Annotated in this window: 16 protein-coding genes; 11 read left to right on the forward strand and 5 right to left on the reverse strand. The window is 43.9% G+C overall.

The window, feature by feature from the left end:
* Nucleotides 1–168: 168 nt before the first annotated feature.
* The gene (gene cysZ / locus ACEYKX_RS05235) at nt 169–1,017 is read right to left on the reverse strand and encodes a sulfate transporter CysZ (protein ID WP_373767380.1); all 849 of its coding nucleotides are present in this window, start codon (nt 1,015–1,017) and stop codon (nt 169–171) included.
* Between the two features lie 115 nt (nt 1,018–1,132).
* Here cysZ and zipA point away from each other — a divergent pair, with 115 nt between their 5' ends.
* The 6 genes from zipA to ACEYKX_RS05265 all read left to right on the forward strand — a co-directional run bounded on the left by zipA (nt 1,133) and on the right by ACEYKX_RS05265 (nt 8,619).
* Nucleotides 1,133–2,053, forward strand: coding sequence for a cell division protein ZipA (zipA, locus tag ACEYKX_RS05240; RefSeq protein WP_373767285.1), 921 nt, complete (start codon nt 1,133–1,135; stop codon nt 2,051–2,053).
* Between the two features lie 63 nt (nt 2,054–2,116).
* On the forward strand, nt 2,117–4,135 hold the full coding sequence (gene ligA / locus ACEYKX_RS05245) for an NAD-dependent DNA ligase LigA (RefSeq protein ID WP_373767286.1): 2,019 nt from the start codon (nt 2,117–2,119) through the stop codon (nt 4,133–4,135).
* Nucleotide 4,136: 1 nt separating this feature from the next.
* Nucleotides 4,137–4,643 carry a DUF2301 domain-containing membrane protein gene (locus ACEYKX_RS05250; protein WP_373767287.1) on the forward strand — a complete coding sequence of 169 codons (507 nt, stop codon included), beginning with the start codon at nt 4,137–4,139 and terminating at the stop codon, nt 4,641–4,643.
* 353 nt (nt 4,644–4,996) lie between these two features.
* Nucleotides 4,997–5,470: a preprotein translocase gene (locus ACEYKX_RS05255; RefSeq protein ID WP_373767288.1), complete on the forward strand. Its 474-nt coding sequence runs from the start codon at nt 4,997–4,999 to the stop codon at nt 5,468–5,470.
* Between the two features lie 136 nt (nt 5,471–5,606).
* Nucleotides 5,607–6,269, forward strand: coding sequence for an NAD(P)H-dependent oxidoreductase (locus tag ACEYKX_RS05260; RefSeq protein WP_373767289.1), 663 nt, complete (start codon nt 5,607–5,609; stop codon nt 6,267–6,269).
* Between the two features lie 322 nt (nt 6,270–6,591).
* On the forward strand, nt 6,592–8,619 hold the full coding sequence (locus ACEYKX_RS05265) for a BCCT family transporter (RefSeq protein ID WP_373767290.1): 2,028 nt from the start codon (nt 6,592–6,594) through the stop codon (nt 8,617–8,619).
* A gap of 97 nt (nt 8,620–8,716) precedes the next feature.
* Here ACEYKX_RS05265 and ACEYKX_RS05270 read toward each other — a convergent pair whose 3' ends face one another.
* Together ACEYKX_RS05270 and ACEYKX_RS05275 are read right to left on the reverse strand one after the other, a co-directional pair.
* Entirely contained in the window at nt 8,717–10,120 is a 1,404-nt protein-coding gene (locus tag ACEYKX_RS05270; protein ID WP_373767291.1) for a glucose/sorbosone family PQQ-dependent dehydrogenase, read from the reverse strand.
* Between the two features lie 155 nt (nt 10,121–10,275).
* Complete coding sequence (locus ACEYKX_RS05275) at nt 10,276–10,854, reverse strand: rhomboid family intramembrane serine protease (RefSeq protein WP_373767381.1); 579 nt, start codon at nt 10,852–10,854, stop codon at nt 10,276–10,278.
* A gap of 165 nt (nt 10,855–11,019) precedes the next feature.
* Here ACEYKX_RS05275 and ACEYKX_RS05280 point away from each other — a divergent pair, with 165 nt between their 5' ends.
* Nucleotides 11,020–11,649: a DUF1269 domain-containing protein gene (locus ACEYKX_RS05280; RefSeq protein ID WP_373767292.1), complete on the forward strand. Its 630-nt coding sequence runs from the start codon at nt 11,020–11,022 to the stop codon at nt 11,647–11,649.
* 49 nt (nt 11,650–11,698) lie between these two features.
* On the opposite strand, the gene pyrG is transcribed toward ACEYKX_RS05280, so the two are convergent.
* Nucleotides 11,699–13,333, reverse strand: a complete 1,635-nt coding sequence (pyrG, locus tag ACEYKX_RS05285; protein WP_373767293.1) for a glutamine hydrolyzing CTP synthase — start codon at nt 13,331–13,333, stop codon at nt 11,699–11,701.
* A gap of 304 nt (nt 13,334–13,637) precedes the next feature.
* On the opposite strand from pyrG, the gene treB reads away from it, so the two are divergent.
* The 4 genes from treB (at nt 13,638) to malQ (ending at nt 19,327) form a co-directional block, all read left to right on the forward strand.
* Entirely contained in the window at nt 13,638–15,062 is a 1,425-nt protein-coding gene (gene treB / locus ACEYKX_RS05290) for a PTS trehalose transporter subunit IIBC (RefSeq protein ID WP_373767294.1), read from the forward strand.
* Nucleotides 15,063–15,124: 62 nt separating this feature from the next.
* The gene (locus ACEYKX_RS05295) at nt 15,125–15,508 is read left to right on the forward strand and encodes a VOC family protein (RefSeq protein WP_373767295.1); all 384 of its coding nucleotides are present in this window, start codon (nt 15,125–15,127) and stop codon (nt 15,506–15,508) included.
* Between the two features lie 43 nt (nt 15,509–15,551).
* Nucleotides 15,552–17,180, forward strand: a complete 1,629-nt coding sequence (treC, locus tag ACEYKX_RS05300; protein ID WP_373767296.1) for an alpha,alpha-phosphotrehalase — start codon at nt 15,552–15,554, stop codon at nt 17,178–17,180.
* Between the two features lie 158 nt (nt 17,181–17,338).
* A complete protein-coding gene (gene malQ / locus ACEYKX_RS05305; RefSeq protein WP_373767297.1) occupies nt 17,339–19,327 on the forward strand; it encodes a 4-alpha-glucanotransferase in 1,989 nt (662 codons plus the stop codon).
* A gap of 74 nt (nt 19,328–19,401) precedes the next feature.
* Here malQ and ACEYKX_RS05310 read toward each other — a convergent pair whose 3' ends face one another.
* Nucleotides 19,402–20,868 (reverse strand): surface lipoprotein assembly modifier, encoded by a 1,467-nt coding sequence (locus ACEYKX_RS05310; protein ID WP_373767298.1) that lies wholly within the window; start codon nt 20,866–20,868, stop codon nt 19,402–19,404.
* Nucleotides 20,869–20,892: the final 24 nt, after the last annotated feature.

The following is a 20,892-nucleotide window of genomic DNA, read 5'->3' on the forward strand; positions in this document are numbered from 1 at the left end:
ATGTAGACCCCTTTAAGGGGTAAGTCATAGAGTTATTGTGCGGTTGTCAGTTTTTCACATGCCTCTTGAGGGGCATGTGAAGTCCTAGGCCCTTATAGGGTAGCCTAAAAACCGCACGTTTTACGTGCGGATTGTTATTTTTGTAAATTTTTCGGCAAATCCGACCGCTTACTTCCGCACAATATTACCGCTTCTTGTCTCCGAACTCACCGCCGTTCCCCGTTTTGTCGTGAAATCCGCACCGGAAAATTCGCCTGTTTGATTGCCCAAGAAGAAGTCCCGATACTCTTTTACCCACATTGCCGTTGCACCGCAAACGGCTACCGGCATGACGACAAGGTTCACGAACGGAATCATCGTAAACACACTGACCAACGTTCCAAAAGTAAAATTCATCGTGCGGTATTGCGCCAATGCATTGCGCATGCGTTGAAATTGAATCTTATGGTTGTCAAACGGGTAATCGCAGTACTGTATCGCAATCAACCATGCACCGAAAACAAACGCTAAAACAGGCACCACCGTTTGCCCTAATACCGGAACAAAACCTAATAAAAACAAGGCAATTAACCGTGGAATGCTATACCACATTTTCTGCCACTCCCGTTTTAACATCCTCGGCACATCTTTTAACATCGCGGCGAAACTCATTTCCGTCAGATTTTCACCGGTTAGCTGCTGTTCCACTTTTTCCGCCAATAACGCATTAAACGGTGCGGCAATAAAGTTCGCCAACGTCGTAAAAGCGAAATAAAAAATCACCAAAATCAGAAAGAAAACCAAAGGAATCAGCACAAAACTTAACCATTCCAACCATGATGGTAAAAATGCCTCCAACAGCGTACCGATATTCGCAAAAAACAGCCAGATAAGCCCAATCATCAATACGGTATTAATCATCACCGGGAAGACAATAAACGGCATCAGCTGACGCTGAAATATTAAACGCCAGCCGTAAATAAAATAGTGGAAACCTGCTCCGGCTTGTTTTTCCGGAGATGAAAACGGAGAAGACATCATTCACCTTAACCTTAATGTTCAAAATTTAGAAAGAAATATGGTAAGCTATGCACTCATTTTTCGCAAAGCATGAAATTTTAATTTTGACGATTATTCGAGCAAAGAGGACAAAATGGAAACTTATATTCTTTTTTTTATTTTGGCAGGATTACTGATTGCCATTTTAGTCGGGTTCAGTATATGGTCGGCTCGTCGTGAAAAATCACGTATTTTTTCCAATACGTTTTCAACCCGTCCGCCTTCCACGCCGATTAATAATGATATGATCAAAACTGTGCCGCGGTCGTTGAATCCTCAAGGGCTTAATCCCCAATCGTCACTCAATCCGAAGCAAAACGCACCGGATTTCACCCAAACTCAGCAGCAAGAAGTACAAAACAGTGTAAAAAACATTAAGATCAGCTTACCCGGTCAGCAAATGGAAAACACTGTTACGGAACGCCCTGCGGCACCTCAACCTGAGACGCCGGCGACACCGTTGTTCGCACAACAATCACCACCGTCACCGGTTAACGAGCAACCTCGAACAGACATTTATGACGATCCGAGTCGTCACAAAGAGCCGAGTCAAGTTGAGCCGCACCAAGATGAAATCGCCGATACAGCACCGCAACACGAAGAAGCACCGTCTACCGATACGAATATCATCACACTTTATGTGGTTGCACCGGAAGGAGAGCAATTCCGCGGCGATGTCGTAATTCAGCAGTTGGAAACATTAGGCTTCCAGTACGGTGAATATCAAATTTTCCACCGCCATTTGGATAACGCCGCCAGCCCGGTCTTATTCAGCGTCGCCAATATGATGCAACCGGGAGTCTTTGATTTAACCCAAATCGACAAATTCAGCACCGTTGGTTTAGTCTTCTTTATGCACTTACCGTCCGCCGGTAATGATTCCGTTAACTTACGTTTGATGATTCGTACTGTTGAAAGCTTTGCGCAAGCGGTCGGCGGTTTCGTGCTGGACGATCAACATCAAATTTTCGATGATGCCGCACGCCAACATTACTTATTGCGCGTTAAATCCTAATTTGCAAAATATGTATTAAATCTGACCGCTTGCAAGCGGTCTTTTTTATCGAGAAATTTACCTATGCTAAACTCTATTGAAGCTCAACTTGAACATTTGCGTGAAAAACTGCGTGAATATGAATACCACTACCACGTTTTAGATAATCCACTTGTACCTGATGCGGAATACGACCGCTTGATGAATGAATTAAAAAATCTGGAATGGCAATATCCTGAATTCATCACGTCCGATTCACCAACCCAACGCGTTGGGGCAAAACCGTTAGAGGGCTTTGCTCAGATTACTCATGAAATGCCGATGCTCTCTTTGGACAATGCCTTTTCAGATGAAGAACTGGAAAGCTTTTTACGTCGCATAGAAGATCGTATTGCGATCAACAGTAATCAAATTGAATTTTGTTGTGAGCCGAAACTTGATGGCTTGGCGGTAAGTATGCTTTATGTTGATGGTGTGCTAACTCAAGCCGCAACCCGTGGCGACGGGACAACGGGGGAAGATATTACCGCCAATATCCGTACAATTCGCAACATTCCGTTAAAACTGAAAAGCAATAATCCACCGCATCGTTTAGAAGTGCGTGGTGAAGTTTTTATGCCACAGCAAGGCTTTGAGCAATTAAATGAAAAAGCACTGGCAAAAGGTGAAAAAACCTTTGCTAACCCTCGTAATGCGGCGGCAGGTTCACTGCGTCAGCTTGATCCGAAAATTACTAGCCAACGTCCGTTAATGTTGAATGCCTATAATATTGGGGTTTATGAGAGCGATGATGAACTCCCGACGACGCATTTTGACCGCTTGCAGTGGTTAAAAACCTTGGGGATTCCTGTCAATGCTGAAATTACATTGGCAACAGGTTCTCAAGCCCTGAGTGCTTTCTACCAAAAAATTCAAGCAAAACGTAGCTCTCTGGGTTATGACATTGACGGCACGGTATTGAAAGTCAATGATATTGCGTTGCAAGAACAGCTTGGCTTTATTTCAAAAGCACCTCGTTGGGCGATTGCTTACAAATTCCCTGCACAAGAAGAGATGACGATTCTGAACGATGTCGAATTTCAGGTGGGCAGAACGGGGGCAATTACCCCTGTGGCAAAATTAGAACCTGTCTTTGTAGCTGGGGTAACAGTAAGCAATGCGACCTTACATAACGGTGATGAGATTGAGCGTTTAGGCATTGCGATTGGTGATACGGTGATTATTCGCCGAGCAGGTGATGTAATTCCACAAATTGTGGGCGTTGTGGCTGAACGTCGTCCTGACAATGCAAAAAAAATTGCTTTTCCAACCGCTTGCCCTGTTTGTAATTCAGCTGTGGTGCGTGTCGATGGCGAAGCGGTTGCTCGCTGTACAGGGGGATTATTCTGCGAAGCCCAACGTAAAGAGGCGTTAAAGCATTTCGTTTCACGCAAAGCAATGGATATTGACGGCGTGGGTGAAAAACTGATTGAACAACTGATGGAACGAGAGCTGATCCATACCCCAGCAGATCTGTTTAAACTCGATCACACCACCTTAATGCGTTTAGATCGAATGGGAGAAAAATCCGCCAATAATGCACTACAAAGTATCGAAAAGGCGAAAAATACAACCCTTGCTCGTTTCTTATTTGCCTTGGGGATTCGAGATGTGGGCGAATCTACCGCACAAAATCTCGCAAATCACTTTGGTACGCTTGATGCGATTCGCCAAGCGGATTTAGACACACTAAAACAGGTACAAGATGTTGGGGAAGTGGTGGCAAACCGCCTATTCCAATTCTGGCAAGAACCACATAATGTTGAAGTGGTGGAAGATTTGATTGCTCAAGGGGTGACGTGGCAAGATGTGGTACAACAAGAGATTGCCGATAACCCGTTAAAAGATAAAACGGTGGTACTGACAGGGACATTAACACAGCTCACCCGTGATCAAGCAAAAGCCTTATTACAACAACTCGGTTGTAAAGTGTCAGGCAGTGTATCAAGTAAAACGGACTATTTGATAGCAGGGGAAAAGGCAGGCTCGAAACTGGCAAAAGCCCAAGAGTTAGGCGTGAAAGTGTTGAGCGAACAAGACTTAGTGAATTTAGCAGGACTATAAGATGGCAGATCCGCATATTCAATCGCCGATGGACGTTTGGGATTATGTGACGGTTATCCTATATCGTTCAGGTTTCGTGCTAGCAACGATAATGCTTGGGCTATTTCCGTTTTATACGGATATCGCCCAACTTGGTTTGTTGATTGCAGGCACAATGCTCGCTTCTTCATTGCATTTATACTTAAAGCAATTTCGCTATTTGTTTCAATCTGCCATGTGGATCGGCTTACTTTGTCACATCTTCGGTTTGACTGAATTAGCAATAGGTGCGGTCTTTTTCGTACTTGGCGGACTAAGCTATAAAGAATATTTCTGCTTTCGGGTCTTTGGCTTAAATTTCCAGCCGCTGTTATTGGCAGTACTATGGTTCAGTTGGGTATTAGCATGGCATCTACCAACGCTCATCTTAAGCGGAATTTGCGGTGTATTACTGCTGTTTCTTTCTATTCAGAAATGGAAGATGCCACTGCATTTTGATATTGGAGATAAAAGTAAATATCAGATATAAAAGTGAGCATGGCTGCGTTTAAAGAATGGAAATGGCAATACAACAATCGTCTAATTTTATTTTTACCCACAAATAATAAATTGACACAAATCTTACTTTTTTGATCGACTTATTTTTCATGTCGAAAATTAAATAAGGTTTATCACATGCTAAATTAAATACATATTTAGCAACTTTAAAACATTACAAAAAATGACAAACTTAATATACATAAAAAACAACTTTAAATTTAATAACAATAATAACATTGACGTAATTAAATTATTTTTTTAGGATAAAACGATTTCAAATTAACTCATTATTTGCAATCCATTTATATTATTTTTTTACTCTAATCTTTTTAAGGAGATGTCATGAAAAACACATTAAAAATCGCTCTTATTGCTACGCTTTCATTTTTTTCCGCAGCAACATTTGCTGCCTCACAACAAGCGGAAGAATTAAAAAAATTCACTACGTGGGAAGAACAAAACAGTGAAGCAATTGATGCCGCTTTTGACGAAGCTAGCACTCCATTTGCTTCAATGCCGTCAGAAGATAAATTAAATGAATTGGTTAGCACCTATAACAGCAAAGTAGCGGATATTTTAAAAAGTTTGGATGCCCTTGAAATCAAAAGCCCTGAAGTTAGTGAATTAATATCCAAATATAAAGAAAGTGTAAATGCACAAGGCGAATCACTGGTTGCCGCAGCCGATGTCATTAAAAAACCATCTCCTGAAGCAAATGAAAAATTAACGGCAGCAACCTCTAAATTACAAGAAACCGACAATGTATGGAATGCGTTACAAGATAAATTAGAAGAACAATTCCCTGCCGAAGAATAATTTTCTCCATGACTAAAAGCCGTTTATATTATGCAATATAAGCGGCTTTTTTCATCACAAACATGATCCGGTTAAAATTCACCGATCGTTTTTAGACGTATAATAAGTCCATCTTTTTTATATTGAGGAGAATAGTATGTCGTCGATTTCCAAACAACAAGTTCTTGATGCCTTTACATTTCGTGCAGCAACACGCCGTTATGATACGACGCGCAAAGTCAGCCGTGAAGATATGGAATATCTATTAGAACTTGCCCGCCTCTCACCAAGCTCCGTCGGCTCCGAACCGTGGAAATTCCTCGTCATTCAACAACCTGAAATCCGCCAAAAGCTCAAACCCGTGAGTTGGGGAATGGCAACACAAATTGATGATGCCAGTTATTTGGTGGTGATCCTCGCAAAGAAAAATGCCCGTTATGATTCGACATTTTTCCGTACCTCCCTTGAAAAACGCGGATTAACGGAGGAGCAAATGGATAAAACATTGGCGATGTATCAACAATTTCAGCGCGACGATATGGAGATTTTAGAAAATGAACGCGCCTTATTCGACTGGACAAGCAAGCAAACCTATATTGCATTGGCAAATATGATGACCGGCGCGGCACTCATCGGCATCGATAGTTGCCCGATTGAAGGCTTTAATTATGCACAAGTCAATCATATTTTAGCGGAAGAAGGGTTGTTTGATCCTCACGAGTGGGGCGTGTCGGTCATGGTGACTTTCGGCTATCGGGCAAAGGAGATTAAATCCAAATATCGCAAACCGATTGACGAAGTCGTTCAATGGGTAGAGTAACCGAATACAAGCGGTCCGTTTCGACGATTTTTTTGCAAATTATCCGCTCGTTCCGACCGCTTGTTTCCTCCGTATAACACGTTAACATATAACAAAAAAGAATTAATTTTGACCTAATAATAACTTTGTGCCATAATCAATCTACTTTTTAAGCAATTGCCGTTTATTTGTTCGGCAATTATCTATCTTCGGTGTGTCTGCACCGCCATTTTCGTTGAAATCATTGAATCGGATTCGGTTTCAACTTCATTGGGTTCACTGACATCCCGCGCAGTGAAATACCAACAAAAAATATAATCGTATACATAGGAGTAGTATTGTTTTGTCTTTAACAAAATTGATTCGACAACATTCATCATTTAACCCGTTCATCATTACCGTAACGTTGACATTTGTCGTGTTACTGATTCTTTTCAGCTTAATTCTGCCCTCACAAACCCAATCCTTTTTAGATTGGATGAAATCCGGTATTTTTGCCAATTTCAGCTGGTTTTATATCTTGGCATTTTCCGTATTCCTCGGTTTTCTGTTGCTCTTATCCGTCAGTAATTTAGGCAACATTAAATTAGGCACGAATGACGAGGAGCCCGAATTCTCGTTTCTCTCTTGGCTTGCCATGCTATTTGCCGCAGGGATGGGAGTCGGCTTAATGTTTTTTGGGGTTGCCGAACCCTTAACCCACTATTTTTCCTCGATTACGACCGGCAGTTTGGAACAAAAACAGCAGGAAGCGTTGCTACACACCTTCTTCCACTGGGGCATTCACGCGTGGTCCGTCTATGGTGTGATTGCACTCGCCTTAGCCTATTTCGCTTTTCGCTATAAATTACCCTTAGCATTACGCTCTTGTTTCTATCCAATCTTGAAAGAGCGAATTAACGGTAAACTCGGTGATGCCGTCGATATTATGGCGTTAATCGCAACCTTGTTCGGTATTATCACCACACTCGGCTTTGGCGCGACCCAATTAGGTGCGGGACTGGAACAACTCGGCTGGTTGTCCGAAAACAATTTGTCCGTTCAAGTCATCATCATCGCTATTGTCATGGGCTTAGCCGTTACATCGGCAATTTCCGGCGTGGGTAAAGGAGTAAAATTACTCAGTGAAATCAATCTCAGTTTGGCATTCTTATTGCTGCTTTTTGTGTTGATTGCCGGACCGACACTCTATATTTTGACGTCCTTCAACGATAATTTAGGCACCTATCTCAGCAATGTCGTCGGACTCAGTTTTAAAACCTACGCCTATGAAACGCAAAATACCGGCTGGTTTACCGGCTGGACGGTACTTTACTGGGCGTGGTGGTGTTCTTGGGCGCCGTTTGTCGGTTTATTTATCGCCCGTATTTCACGGGGTAGAACCATCCGTGAATTTATTTTCGGTGTCTTAGCGATTCCCAGCCTGTTTTGTATTTTATGGTTTACCGTATTCGGCAACAGCGCCATTTGGATAGATACTCATCTTGCCGGCGGTGCATTACACGAATTGGTTTCTTCACCGGAAAAACTGCTGTTTAAATTTTTAACTTACCTGCCGCTACCAACCATCACCAGTATTGCCACACTCTGCGTGATTGCGCTCTTTTTTATTACGTCCGCCGATTCCGGTATTTATGTGCTGAATAACATTGCCTCTCGGGATAAAAGTTTATCGTCGCCGCGTTGGCAAGCCGTCATGTGGGGCGTGTTAATGTCCGTTGTTGCCGTCATCTTGTTGGCTTCGGGCGGATTGGCAACCTTACAAACCATGACGCTTATCGTGGCATTACCGTTTGCCGTGCTGATGTTAATCATGTGTTTCGGTTTATGGAAAGGGCTTGCCGTTGATAAAAAATATTTTTCCGCCAAAGTCACACCGACCAGTATTTTTTGGTCGGGCGAAAATTGGCGGGATCGTTTGGAGCAAATGTTAAGTCAAACGCAAGCAAAAGACCTGCTGAAATTTCTAAAGAAAACCGCTTTACCGGCAATGCGGGAGTTGCAGCAAGAGCTTGTCGACGGTTACAATTTGAACGTTGACGTAATGTCAAAACTAACGGATAGCGTACCGGCGGTGGAAATCGTGATTAAAAAAGAATCGATGCGGGATTTTATGTACGGGATCAAATCCGTCAGTCGTGACGTTCCCGAGCAATTAATTCAAGATGAGCACTTACCGCATATTCAACATGCCAGCACCTATGAACCGCACACATACTTCTTTGACGGACGAAAAGGCTATGATGTGCAATATATGTCAAAAGATGAATTGATTGCCGATATCCTCAAACAATATGAACGCTATTTAAGTTTATTGGATGATGTCGCGCAAGAATTTATGGTGCATGAACAAACCGAGCTCGCCGAATAAAGCATAGGGATACACGACGTGTATCCCTACGTATTTTTGCAAATTATTGGCGCAAACTGACCGCTTGTCATAAAAAACCGCGGTTTTTTATACGAAATTACTTCGCTTCAAACACTAAAATCGCACCTTGATTTGCCATTTCTTTGGTCGGTTGGCTGTCTTTTCCCATAATATAACCAGCACTATCGGTCGCAATATAAATTTTACTGCTGTCAGGGCTGACCAACACCATGCGATAACGGTTATCGCTGCGGAAATGGGTAATCACTTCACCTTGAACCTGATTCGCATCGGCATTAAGCGGTAAACGGTATAATGTGCCGGTTTTCACGCCGGTCACTAATAGGGAATTTTGGAAACTCTTGATTTTGCCGTCTTTCGGGTAATACGCAATACTGGTTGTCGCCACCGTCGGCCAACAAATATAATCACCTTTACATTTCGGATCGTTAAAGTTGTAATTGTTCGGCACGGTAAAGAAGGTTTTTAATGGTTCTTTAAAATTATCCAAATCCACATCGGTTTCTTTTTGCACCGGTGCATTTACGCCGGCGGGAGTCGTTGTCCCGTCATACATCGGCGCTTTATCACAATTCTCAACTTGAGCATAATTTACGTAACGATATGCCTGATTGTCTTGGAAACCGGCGATAAACGGCCAACCGTAATTGGCGCCCGCTTCAATGAGATTGACTTCATCATCCGTGCCCGGACCTTGGTCGACATTAAATAGTTTGTCTCCGACAAATACCAATCCCTGCGGATTACGGAATCCGTACGCATAGACATGGCTTTTCACTCCGTTAATCCGTGGGTTATCTTCCGGAATCGAACCGTCTAAATTCAAACGAATGATTTTACCGCGATAATCGGTGTAATCCGCTTTGGCAATATCTTCCACTTTCGGAATATCTTGAGACAAAATCGCTTTACAACTGTTGGCAAACTGGTTGTAGCCGTTATCGCCCAATGAAAGATAAAGTTTACCGTCTTTGCCGAAAATTAAACGACCGGCATTATGATCATCTCCTGCAGGAAGTTTGTCCAATATGGTGATCTCCTCACCCAATGTTTGAGTTTGTGCATTATAAGTTAAACGAACAATGCGACCGAATTCGGATTTTTCACCGCCGACCGAATACGTATAGTAAGCATAAACATAGTCTTCTTTTTTCTCTTTTAAGAAATTCGGATGTAACGCGATGCCGAGAAGCCCTTGGTGCGGCGGAGCGACAAACGCTTGTTCGAAGGTATACAGCACCTTACGTTCACCACTGTTCGGGTTGACGGTAGAAATATGTTTGCCCTGACGCTCCGTCACCCAAATATTACCGTCGGTGCCCCACACCATATCCCACGGGCTGTCCAGTTTATCCGCCAACACACCGGCTTTAAATCCGCTCTCTTCCGTGATCACCTGCGGCACTTGCTGCGCTTCTTGCTGGGCAGAAGTCGCCATACTCACAAAGCCGATCATCACGGCAAAAATTGTTTTTTTCATTATACTTACCTCCATACAGAATTTAGTTCGAATTGTAACGAAAAGATAAACTCGCGGAAATGCTTATTTTTTATCACTACCGATTTATTACCGACAAGCGGTCCGTTTCGGTAATTTTTTTGCAAATTATCCGCCGAAACAGACCGCTTGTTCGCTTATCTGACAGCGCCATAACGTTTGGCATCGATAAATCCCCAAACCAAACCGATTAACAAGCCGCTAATATGCGCGGTATTGCCCATATGCACGCCGAATAGCGGGCTGATAAAACCTATGCCGATACCAATTAAGAGTGAATATAAAAAGCTGTCGGGTAAATACAGCGGGCTTGGACGGGTGAAACGGTTTAGTGCAAAAACATAGGCCAATACGGCATAAACGACGCCGGATAAGCCGAAAAAATTCGGCCCCGACATCATATTTTGCGCCATGCCGCTGAATGTTCCCGCCACCAGAAAAATGGCTACCAGTTTACCCGTGCCTAAAAAGCGTTCGACAAGAGACGCAAATTGCCACCACCAGAGCAGATTAAACAAAATGTGCATCTCCGATAGATGAACTAAGGTATGGCTGATATAGCGCCAAAGCTCGAAATCTTGATCCAGGTAAAAAGGATAGTGAAATAATTCAAAAATTTGATCTTGAAAACCGATATACTCGAGTCCATAGATAATAATGCAAGCCACCGTCACGAGTGTCGTCAAGGCTTGATGTTTGAAAGAATACGGCTGAATCATGATGCCTCTTAATTTAGGTTTTACCGAGTGTTCCGAAGCATAGCATATTGATGTCGCTTTCCATACGGATTTTCATACCATCCCTAACCCGACAGAAATGCTATGCCGATTATCGCCACTGACTACAGGTGTAATACTTTAATCTAAGAGAAGGAGCATACTATGCAAAATGTCATCGTCAGTTTATTTGAAATGCCGAATGAAGCTTATCAAGCTTTTGCGGAATTTAAAGAATTTAAACAGAGTGAAGAGACACTGATTGCTCAAGCTGCGTTAGTGAAAAAAGAACAAGGTGCCATCACGATTGTGGATGTGTTCGATCCGATTGATATGAGTGAAAACGGTATGTTGACCGGTGGAATTATCGGCGGGTTAATCGGCACCATCGGCGGTCCGCTCGGTATGTTGATCGGCGGTTCTTTCGGCGCATTGGTCGGTAGTGGCGCAGAGTCACCGGAATCCTTAAGAGAAGCGATGATTATTGAAACCGTTGCCAAAAAATTGCTAGACGGTGATGTTGCGGTCTTGGCGCTGGTTCAAGAAACGGATGAACGAATTTTAAACCGTTTGTTTGAACAATATCACGTACAACTGTTGCGCTGGGATGCCGCAGTCGTTAAACAAGAGCTGGAAAACGCCATTGAAGTACAGGTTGCACTGGCAATACAGGCGGAAGAAAAATTGGCGGCAAAACGGGCTGAAGAAGAAGATCACAAGCTGGAAGAATTCAAAACCGGCATTAAACAAAAATTTGATGAACTTGCCGAAAAAATCAAACATGTTTTCGATTAATCAAAAAACAAAGCCTTACACTCTCAGTGTAAGGCTTTATGCACTTCGATTATAGCGATTTATCCTGATGATCTTTCGCCGCTTTAACAAAGCCTTCGAATAACGGATGACCGTCGCGCGGGGTTGAGGTAAATTCCGGATGGAATTGCGCCGCGATAAACCACGGATGATTCGGCACTTCGATGATTTCCACTAATTTACGGTCTGCCGATAATCCGCTCACTTTCAAACCTGCCGCTTCAATCTGCGGAAGAAGCGTGTTGTTGACTTCATAGCGGTGACGGTGACGTTCAAAAATCGTTTCCGAGCCATATACTTCGCGCGCTTTGGTACCATCAATCAAATGGCAAGCCTGTGCGCCCAAACGCATGGTACCGCCGAGATCCGATTCATCCGAACGCATTTCAACATTCCCTTGTGCATCTTGCCATTCGGTGATGAGCCCCACTACAGGATATGCCGAATCTTTATCAAACTCGGTGGAATTCGCCCCGTTCATCCCCGCCACATTACGAGCATATTCGATTAACGCAATTTGCATCCCTAAACAAATGCCTAAGTATGGAATATTATTCTCACGCGCATATTGTGCGGTGCGTATTTTACCTTCTACGCCGCGATAACCGAAGCCACCCGGCACTAGAATGGCATCAACGCCTTGCAACACTTCCACACCCTTGGTTTCCACATCTTGAGAATCGATATACTTGATATTCACGGTTAAACGATTTTTCAATCCTGCATGTTTTAAGGCTTCATTGACCGATTTATAGGCATCCGGCAATTCCACATATTTACCGACCATACCGATAGTCACTTCGCCGGTCGGGTTTGCTTGTTGATAAAGCACTTGTTCCCACTCGGACAAATCCGCTTCTTTGCAAGTTAAGCGGAAGCGATCACAAACGAAATCATCCAACCCTTGCGATTTCAATAATGCCGGAATACGGTAAATGGAATCCACGTCTTTAAGCGAAATAACCGCGCGTTCAGGCACGTTACAGAATAATGCGATTTTCGCACGTTCATTCGCCGGAATCATCCGATCCGAACGGCAGATCAACACATCCGGTTGAATACCGATAGAGAGTAATTCTTTCACCGAATGTTGTGTCGGTTTGGTTTTCACTTCACCTGCAGTCGGAATATACGGCACCAAGGTTAAATGCATAAATAAGGTTTTTTCACGACCCACATCAACCGCTAATTGGCGTAACGCTTCCAAGAACGGCAATGATTCAATGTCACCGACCGTGCCGCCGACTTCGACGATCGCTACGTCATGGTCTTTACCGCCTTCGATAACACGGGCTTTAATTTCGTTGGTAATATGCGGAATCACTTGGATCGTCGCACCTAAATAATCGCCGCGACGCTCTTTACGCAAGACTTCCGAATAAATCTTACCGCTGGTAAAGTTGTTGGCTTTGGTCATTTTGGTACGGATAAAACGCTCATAGTGCCCTAAGTCCAAGTCGGTTTCCGCCCCGTCTTGAGTGACGAACACTTCACCGTGTTGCGTCGGGCTCATCGTACCGGGGTCGACATTGATATAAGGATCGAGCTTCATGATGGTGACATCCAAGCCACGCGCTTCAAGAATGGATGCTAAAGACGCCGCCGCAATGCCTTTCCCTAAAGAAGAAACAACGCCGCCCGTCACGAAAATATAATTCGTTGCCATTGTATATGCCTTGTGTGATTGATTATCGAGATTGAAATTGAAATCGAGAATGGTTGATACCATTAGGACGGGAGCATAGTTTACAGCAAAACACTCGGTTTAGCTAGTCGGAAATGGCAAAGGACGAAATAACAAGCGGCCTGTTTTCAACGAAATTTTGAAAATTTTTGGCTAAAACGCACCGCTTGTTTTTATTTCAGCAAATTTTGTGATCCTGATCACAAAATGGGAACGTTCCCATTGCGTATTTTTAGCTGAATTCTATAATTCGCCCAATTTTTATCACCCTGAATTAGGACTTATTATGGCTAAACAAAAAATCGATCCGCAAAATATCGACAAACTTGTGGAATATATCGGTGGTCGCGACAATATTGCGACCGTTACGCACTGTATCACCCGTTTACGCTTCGTGTTAAACGACGAAAGCAAAATCAATGCCAAGGCGATTGAAGAGCTGCCTATGGTGAAAGCGAATTTCTCTACCGGCGGTCAATATCAAGTGGTGATCGGGCAAGAAGTCGGCGACTATTACAAGCTGTTATTGGAAAAAACCGGCTTGGCAAGCGTAGACAAAGAGCAAGTCAAAGCCGCTGCACGTCAAAACCAAAAATGGTATGAAAGTGCGATTTCCCATATGGCGGATATTTTCATTCCGTTGTTGCCGGCCTTGATCAGCGGTGGTTTGATTTTAGGTTTCCGCAATGTGATTGGCGACATCAAAATGTTTGAAGACGGCACCAAAACGCTGGTAGAAATCAGTGCGTTCTGGGCAAGTATGCATTCGTTCTTGTGGCTTATCGGTGAGGCGATTTTCCATTTCTTACCGGTGGGCATTTGTTGGTCGATTGCACGTAAAATGGGCACTTCGCCAATTTTAGGTATCGTGCTCGGGATTACCTTAGTTTCGCCACAGCTAATGAACTCATATGGATTAGGCTCTCAACTGCCTGAAACGTGGGATTTCGGTTGGTTCGCCATTGAAAAAGTGGGCTATCAAGCACAGGTTATCCCAGCAATTATGGCAGGTTTAACGCTTTCGTACATCGAACGTTTTATGACAAAAATCGTGCCTGATTTCTTAAATTTAATCATCGTTCCTGTGGTTTCCATTATTTTAGCGGTTTTCCTAGCCCATACGGTTATCGGCCCTATCGGTCGTGAAATCGGCAACGGCGTAGCTTATGTGGTGAAAGCAGCAATGACAGGCGAATTTGCACCAATCGGGGCGGCATTATTCGGTTTCTTATATGCACCATTAGTGGTAACAGGCGTTCACCAAACCTCGCTCGCCATTGATATGCAAATGATCCAAAGTATGGGCGGCACACCGGTTTGGCCTTTAATCGCTTTATCGAATATCGCTCAAGCCTCTGCAGTAGTGGCAGTCTTTATGATGACGAAAAAAATGACCGTGCGTGAAGTGGCATTGCCAGCGGCATTATCCGCCTACCTCGGCGTAACCGAACCAGCGATGTACGGGATCAACTTAAAATACCGTTTCCCAATGTTATGTGCAATGATCGGTTCTGCTTGTGCGGCGTTAATCTGCGGTTTCAGCGGCGTGTTAGCCGGCAGTATCGGCGTAGGTGGTTTACCGGGTATTTTATCGATCCAACACCAATTCTGGGCAACCTTTGCGGTGGCAATGTTAGTGGCAATCATCGTACCGATTGCATTAACAATGGTGGTGTACAAACGCAAAGCGTTGAAGGGCGAAGTGGAATAATAGCGTGGGGGGCACACTTGCCCACCTAAATTATGATAAAACTCTGATATAAGGAAAAAACAATGAAATTAGAACATATTGCAATCTATGTACAGGATTTAGAAAAAAGCAAAGAATTCTTTGTTAAATACTTTAACGCTGTGCCAAATGAAAAGTATCACAATCCACGCACAAATTTAATGACTTATTTCTTAACTTTTGAAGGTGGAGCTCGCTTAGAAATTATGACACGCCCTGAGCTTCAAGATATGGAAAAACATGTATTTAGAACAGGCTTAATCCATTTTGCGATGCAATTAGGCTCAAAAGAAAAAGTAGATGCTCTGACCGAACGATTAAGAAATGATGGTTATCAAGTCTTCAGTGGACCAAGAACAACAGGTGATGGGCATTATGAAAGTTGTATTTTAGACAGTGAAGGAAACTTGATTGAGCTTGTTGCGTAGAGTAGGTGTTCTTACCCTCTTTAGATGAAAAGGTAATATAAAAATGAACAACAAAAACTGGTGGCAAAACGGGGTAATTTACCAAATCTACCCAAAATCATTCCAAGATACGACAGGGAACGGCACGGGCGATATTCAAGGGATTATCAAACGTCTTGATTACTTACAAACTCTTGGCATTGACGGCATTTGGATTACGCCGATGTACGTGTCGCCACAAATTGACAACGGCTACGACATTGCCGATTACCGCAATATTGACCCAAGTTACGGCACGATGGCGGATTTTGAGCAACTGATTGCCGAGGCACACAAACGCAATATCCGTATTGTGATGGATATGGTGTTCAACCACAGTTCTACCTTCCACGAATGGTTTAAGCAAGGCGAAGATCCAAACAGCCCATACCACGACTACTACATTTGGCAAGAACAACCGACCAACTGGAAATCCAAATTCGGCGGTTCGGCGTGGAAATGGTCGGACAAAGCCCAAAAATACTACTTGCATCTGTTCGCCCCTGAACAAGCAGATTTAAACTGGGAAAACCCAAAACTGCGGTCAGAATTATTTGAGATTTGTAAATTCTGGGCGGAAAAAGGCATTGACGGCTTGCGTTTAGACGTGGTGAATTTGATTTCCAAACCGGAAAAATTTGAAGACGATTTTGAAGGTGATGGACGCCGTTTTTATACGGACGGCCCGAAAATTCATCAATACTTACAAATGCTTAACCAAAACGCCTTAACGCCATACGGCTTAATGACCGTAGGCGAAATGTCGTCCACCAAATTGGAACATTGCCAACAATACGCCAATTTGAACGGTTTGGAATTGTCGATGACCTTCAATTTCCACCATTTAAAAGTGGATTATCCGAACGGTGAAAAATGGACTTATGCGGCGCCTGATTATGTAGAATTAAAGTCAATCTTTAACTACTGGCAACAGGGTATGCATAACAAAGCATGGAATGCGTTGTTTTGGTGCAATCACGACCAACCGCGTATCGTTTCCCGTTTTGGCGATGAAGGCGAACTTCGCACCACGTCCGCAAAAATGTTAGCGATGTTGCTACACGGCATGCAAGGCACGCCGTATATTTATCAAGGAGAAGAGATCGGGATGACCAACCCGAATTTTGCGACCATTGAAGAATATCGTGATGTGGAAAGCTTAAACGCTTATGCAGAGCTGAAAGAAAAAGGCGTGAGTGAAGAACTGATTATCAAAATCCTTGCGCAAAAATCCCGTGACAATTCACGCACGCCGGTACAGTGGGACGGTTCGAACAATGCCGGTTTCTCCACAGGCACGCCTTGGATTGACGTAGCGCGCAATTACCATGAAATCAACGTAGAACAAGCGCTTGCGGATAAAAATTCGGTGTTCTATACCTATCAAACCTTGATTGCCTTACGCAAAAAGTTAGCCGTGCTGACCGACGGCGATTATCAGGACTTATTGCCACAACATCCGTCCGTTTGGGCATATCAGCGTCAAACGGCGACGGAAACTTTGACGGTCATTGCCAATTTAAGTGCGGAAACACAGTCGATTAACTTGACTCCGCAAGGCAATGTGTTGTTGAATAACTATGCGGAGCTGGCACAGCAAGCGGGCGGCGTGGTGCTGAAGCCGTATCAGGGCGTGTATATTTATCAAAAATAGCGCTGACAAGCGGTCGGATCCGTTCGACGTTTTACGTATTGATTCGGGCAACCCCAAAGGTTGCCTGTTTTTTTAAAGAAAAAACAAAAATCGCAAGAATTATCGGCGGATTTCGCTTATGATTCGCCCCAATCTTTCTTGTTTTTAAGGATACCACTATGCACCATATCGATTTTGACCCGAACGACTATTTTTATGACGGATTTAATCCGTGGTTTGAAACGCACACAGCGGTTGCGAGTATGCTGGGGGCACCGAAGCGTCAAACGTTTCTCCCCTATGTAAAAGTCGTCAAACAACATGAAACTATAGCGTTACCGCTGTTTGAACACGGTTTTTCGCAGGCGGATTGGGTGTTGACATTGGAAGACGGTCAAACATTGAACGGGAATGTCTGCGACAATCATATCTATCTGCCGGGAGATTTACCGCTCGGCTATCATCAACTTCAATTTCAACAAGATACGTGCCGTATTATCGTCACGCCTGAAACGGCGTATCAACCCGCCGAACTGCAACAAGGCAAAAAATTATGGGGTGCGATTTTACAACTTTACACATTGCGTTCCGAACAAAACTGGGGCGTAGGTGATTTTACGGATTTACAGCAATTCTTAACCCGTCTTGCGGAAAAAGGCGGCGATTTTGTCGGTTTAAATCCGATTCACTCGTTGTTCCCTGCAAATCCGGAAAGTGCCAGCCCGTATAGCCCGTCTTCCCGTTTATGGCAAAATATCGTGTACATTGACGTGAATGCCGTGGAGGCGTTTAAGCAAAGTAAAGAGGCTCAAGCATGGTTTCAGTCCGATGACGTACAGAAACAGTTGGTGGAAGCCAGACGTAAAGATTTTGTCGATTACTCGCAAATCATCGGATTGAAATTACACGGCTTGCGTTTGGCTTATGAACAGTTTAAGCAGTACGATCAACGCGAATTCGAGGCATTTATTGCACAAAGCGGGGAATCATTAAAAATTCAAGGCACATTTGATGCGTTACACCAATGGCTCTCTTCCCAATTTAGCGAACAGTGGGGATGGAGTAGTTGGGATGCAAAATATCATGACTATCGCACCGCTTGTGTGGCGGAATTTCAAACGGAGCAACATGATTTAATCCGTTTTTACATGTGGATGCAGTTTGTCGCCCAACAACAATTAAGTGTCTGTAATCAATTGGCGAAAGCATTAGGTATGCCGGTCGGTTTCTATCGTGATTTAGCCGTCGGTGTAGCAAATAACGGTGCGGAAACTTGGGCGGATAAAGAGTTGTATGTAATGGGCGCATCTATCGGCGCACCGGCGGACATGTTGGCACCGCAGGGGCAGAATTGGGGATTGCCGCCGATGCATCCGAATGTGCTGCAACAGCGCGGCTATCAGCCGTTTATCGATTTGTTACGTGCCAATATGAAAGATTGCGGGGCGTTACGTATTGATCATGTGTTGGGCTTAACCCGCTTGTGGTGGGTATTGAATGACCGACCGGCGGTGGAAGGCGTTTATATCCGTTATCCGTTGGAGGATTTATTGGGGATTTTGGCATTGGAAAGCCAACGACATCAATGTTTAATTATTGCCGAAGCGCTGGGCACCGTACCGGAAGGTATTTTGGAAACGCTTGAAGCAAGAGGCGTGTTGGCTTATAACATTTTCTATTTTGAATTCAAAGATGGAGAGAGTAAGCCGCTTGCCGAGTATCCGTATCGGGCGATGACGACCTTAAGTACCCACGATTTACCGACGGTAAAAGGCTATTGGCAAGAATACGATTTTGCTTTAGGGGAGAAATATAACGTTTACCCGAATGCGGAAACCTTAGCTTATCTGAAACAAAATCGCACCGAGTGCAAAGCAGCGTTCCGTCAGGCAATTGAAGCAGCGGGACAGACGTTGGAAGCGGACAGCGATGAAATCAGCCAAACGTTTAACCATCAATTGCAATTGTATGTGGCGGATACCAACAGCGTGTTATTCGGCACCCAACCGGAGGATTGGCTGAATATGCTTGAACCGGTCAATATTCCGGGAACCAGCTCTGAATATCCGAATTGGCGCAGAAAGCTCAGTACCACGACAGAAGCCATTTTTGCCGAACCGGCGATTCAGGTCTTGTTGAGCAATATTGAACGCAAGCGTAACGGCTAACGTTGCTTCATGACAAGCGGTCTGTTTTCGGCAAAATTCCGACTAAAACGCACCGCTTGTATGCTCACTAAATATTAAAATTGTTTGGTGAACTCGACGAATATGCGATGTTTATCATAACTGTAAAATACATGATTGCTCCGCGTGCGGGTAAAGTGATAGGTCAAACGCGGGGTAATATCCTTCCAGTGTAGCGCTCTGTGCCATATCGAGGCTTGAAAGCCATACTCTTTGTTACGCTGTGTAATCCCAAAAATCGGCATCGGTCCTTTATAGCGTTTTTGCACCAAACTGATTGAAAAACGTGTCGACAGCCCTTTGCCCCACTCTTGTCCCCAACCGACGTTAATACCACGGCGGAAAAAGCTATCGTCTTTGTCACGCGTTGCGGTACGGTTGTAATTCAAATTGACGAACCAATATTGCTGCGCACTCGCCAAATAAGCAATACCGGCTGAAACAAAGTGATAATTTCCGTTTAAATGCTTACGGTTCGTGTAACGTTGCTCGGCATATTCGTAATTACCGCTCAACTGCCATTTCGGCGTTAACCAATAATTGGTTTCAAGGGTTGCACCGCCCGCTTTCGAAAAACGTCTGAGCGTATCGCTGAGCCGCGTTCCGCCAGCATATAATGTCTGCTCCATAAACGGTAACAATGCGACGGAAAAGGTCGCGTTTTGGAAACCGATACCGACGCTGCCGCGTCCGGTGACCTCGTTAAACTTTTCATTATCCCAATAATATTTTCCATTACCGTTGAGACGAAGCTCATTGAAAAAGCCGTCTCCCCAAGACCATTTTTTACCGATACCAAGGTTAAACCCGACACCTTCCGCCGATTCGCGTTTCGGTCCGATCCAGTTACCGTAACGCGTACCGGCTTTAGGTGCATTATTAATATTCGGATCATTTAAATAGGTTAAACCGGCGTGGAAAGTCCAGCGATCCCGACGAGCAATGGCGCTTAAAAATTTATCCATTAATTCCTGCTCTTCCGCAATTTTGGTATCCGAGCGTAATTTTTTAAATTGATCTTCCGCCGCTTCCAATTCATTATTTTCAAACAACCCTACTGCCAATTGAAAACGAGCCTGCGGAATATTGGCATTTTTCGCCATAATTTCACGATACAATTTCACCGATTGCGAATAATTTCCGGCTTTTTTGGCTAATATCGCTTCAGCCCACTTCGTTAAAACGGCATCATGATATTGAGTCGGGATTTTTTGGTATATCGGATAAAGCAACTCGACCGTCTCGGCATTACCTTGCAGCACGGCGGGAATTAAAGCGCGAACGACCAAATCGGGGTGTTTAGCCAACTCCTCTTTTGTCATGGAAATCGATTTAGCCTTTTCTTGTGCTGAAGGCGGAGCAGCTTTTTTCGGGGATGCTGCCGGAGGAATTTGCGTTACCGTATTTTCAGTTTGAATACGTTGGTCATTTAACCGCTCGGCAATCATTTTCTGTTCTTGATTGGCGGTAGCGGAGATAGAGAATACTAAAGCACTTACAGAAAAGAATCGTTTATAGTTCATGTTACCTGCTCTTATCAAAACGAA

The organism is Glaesserella sp., from assembly GCF_041817755.1.
GTDB lineage: Bacteria > Pseudomonadota > Gammaproteobacteria > Enterobacterales > Pasteurellaceae > Glaesserella.

Coding starts and splice junctions, on each gene's coding strand:
- cysZ (WP_373767380.1), bottom strand. CDS start 1,017: ATGTCTTCTCCGTTTTCATCTCCGGAAAAACAAGCCGGAGCAGGTTTC.
- zipA (WP_373767285.1), top strand. CDS start 1,133: ATGGAAACTTATATTCTTTTTTTTATTTTGGCAGGATTACTGATTGCC.
- ligA (WP_373767286.1), top strand. CDS start 2,117: ATGCTAAACTCTATTGAAGCTCAACTTGAACATTTGCGTGAAAAACTG.
- ACEYKX_RS05250 (WP_373767287.1), top strand. CDS start 4,137: ATGGCAGATCCGCATATTCAATCGCCGATGGACGTTTGGGATTATGTG.
- ACEYKX_RS05255 (WP_373767288.1), top strand. CDS start 4,997: ATGAAAAACACATTAAAAATCGCTCTTATTGCTACGCTTTCATTTTTT.
- ACEYKX_RS05260 (WP_373767289.1), top strand. CDS start 5,607: ATGTCGTCGATTTCCAAACAACAAGTTCTTGATGCCTTTACATTTCGT.
- ACEYKX_RS05270 (WP_373767291.1), bottom strand. CDS start 10,120: ATGAAAAAAACAATTTTTGCCGTGATGATCGGCTTTGTGAGTATGGCG.
- ACEYKX_RS05280 (WP_373767292.1), top strand. CDS start 11,020: ATGCAAAATGTCATCGTCAGTTTATTTGAAATGCCGAATGAAGCTTAT.
- pyrG (WP_373767293.1), bottom strand. CDS start 13,333: ATGGCAACGAATTATATTTTCGTGACGGGCGGCGTTGTTTCTTCTTTA.
- treB (WP_373767294.1), top strand. CDS start 13,638: ATGGCTAAACAAAAAATCGATCCGCAAAATATCGACAAACTTGTGGAA.
- ACEYKX_RS05295 (WP_373767295.1), top strand. CDS start 15,125: ATGAAATTAGAACATATTGCAATCTATGTACAGGATTTAGAAAAAAGC.
- treC (WP_373767296.1), top strand. CDS start 15,552: ATGAACAACAAAAACTGGTGGCAAAACGGGGTAATTTACCAAATCTAC.
- malQ (WP_373767297.1), top strand. CDS start 17,339: ATGCACCATATCGATTTTGACCCGAACGACTATTTTTATGACGGATTT.
- ACEYKX_RS05310 (WP_373767298.1), bottom strand. CDS start 20,868: ATGAACTATAAACGATTCTTTTCTGTAAGTGCTTTAGTATTCTCTATC.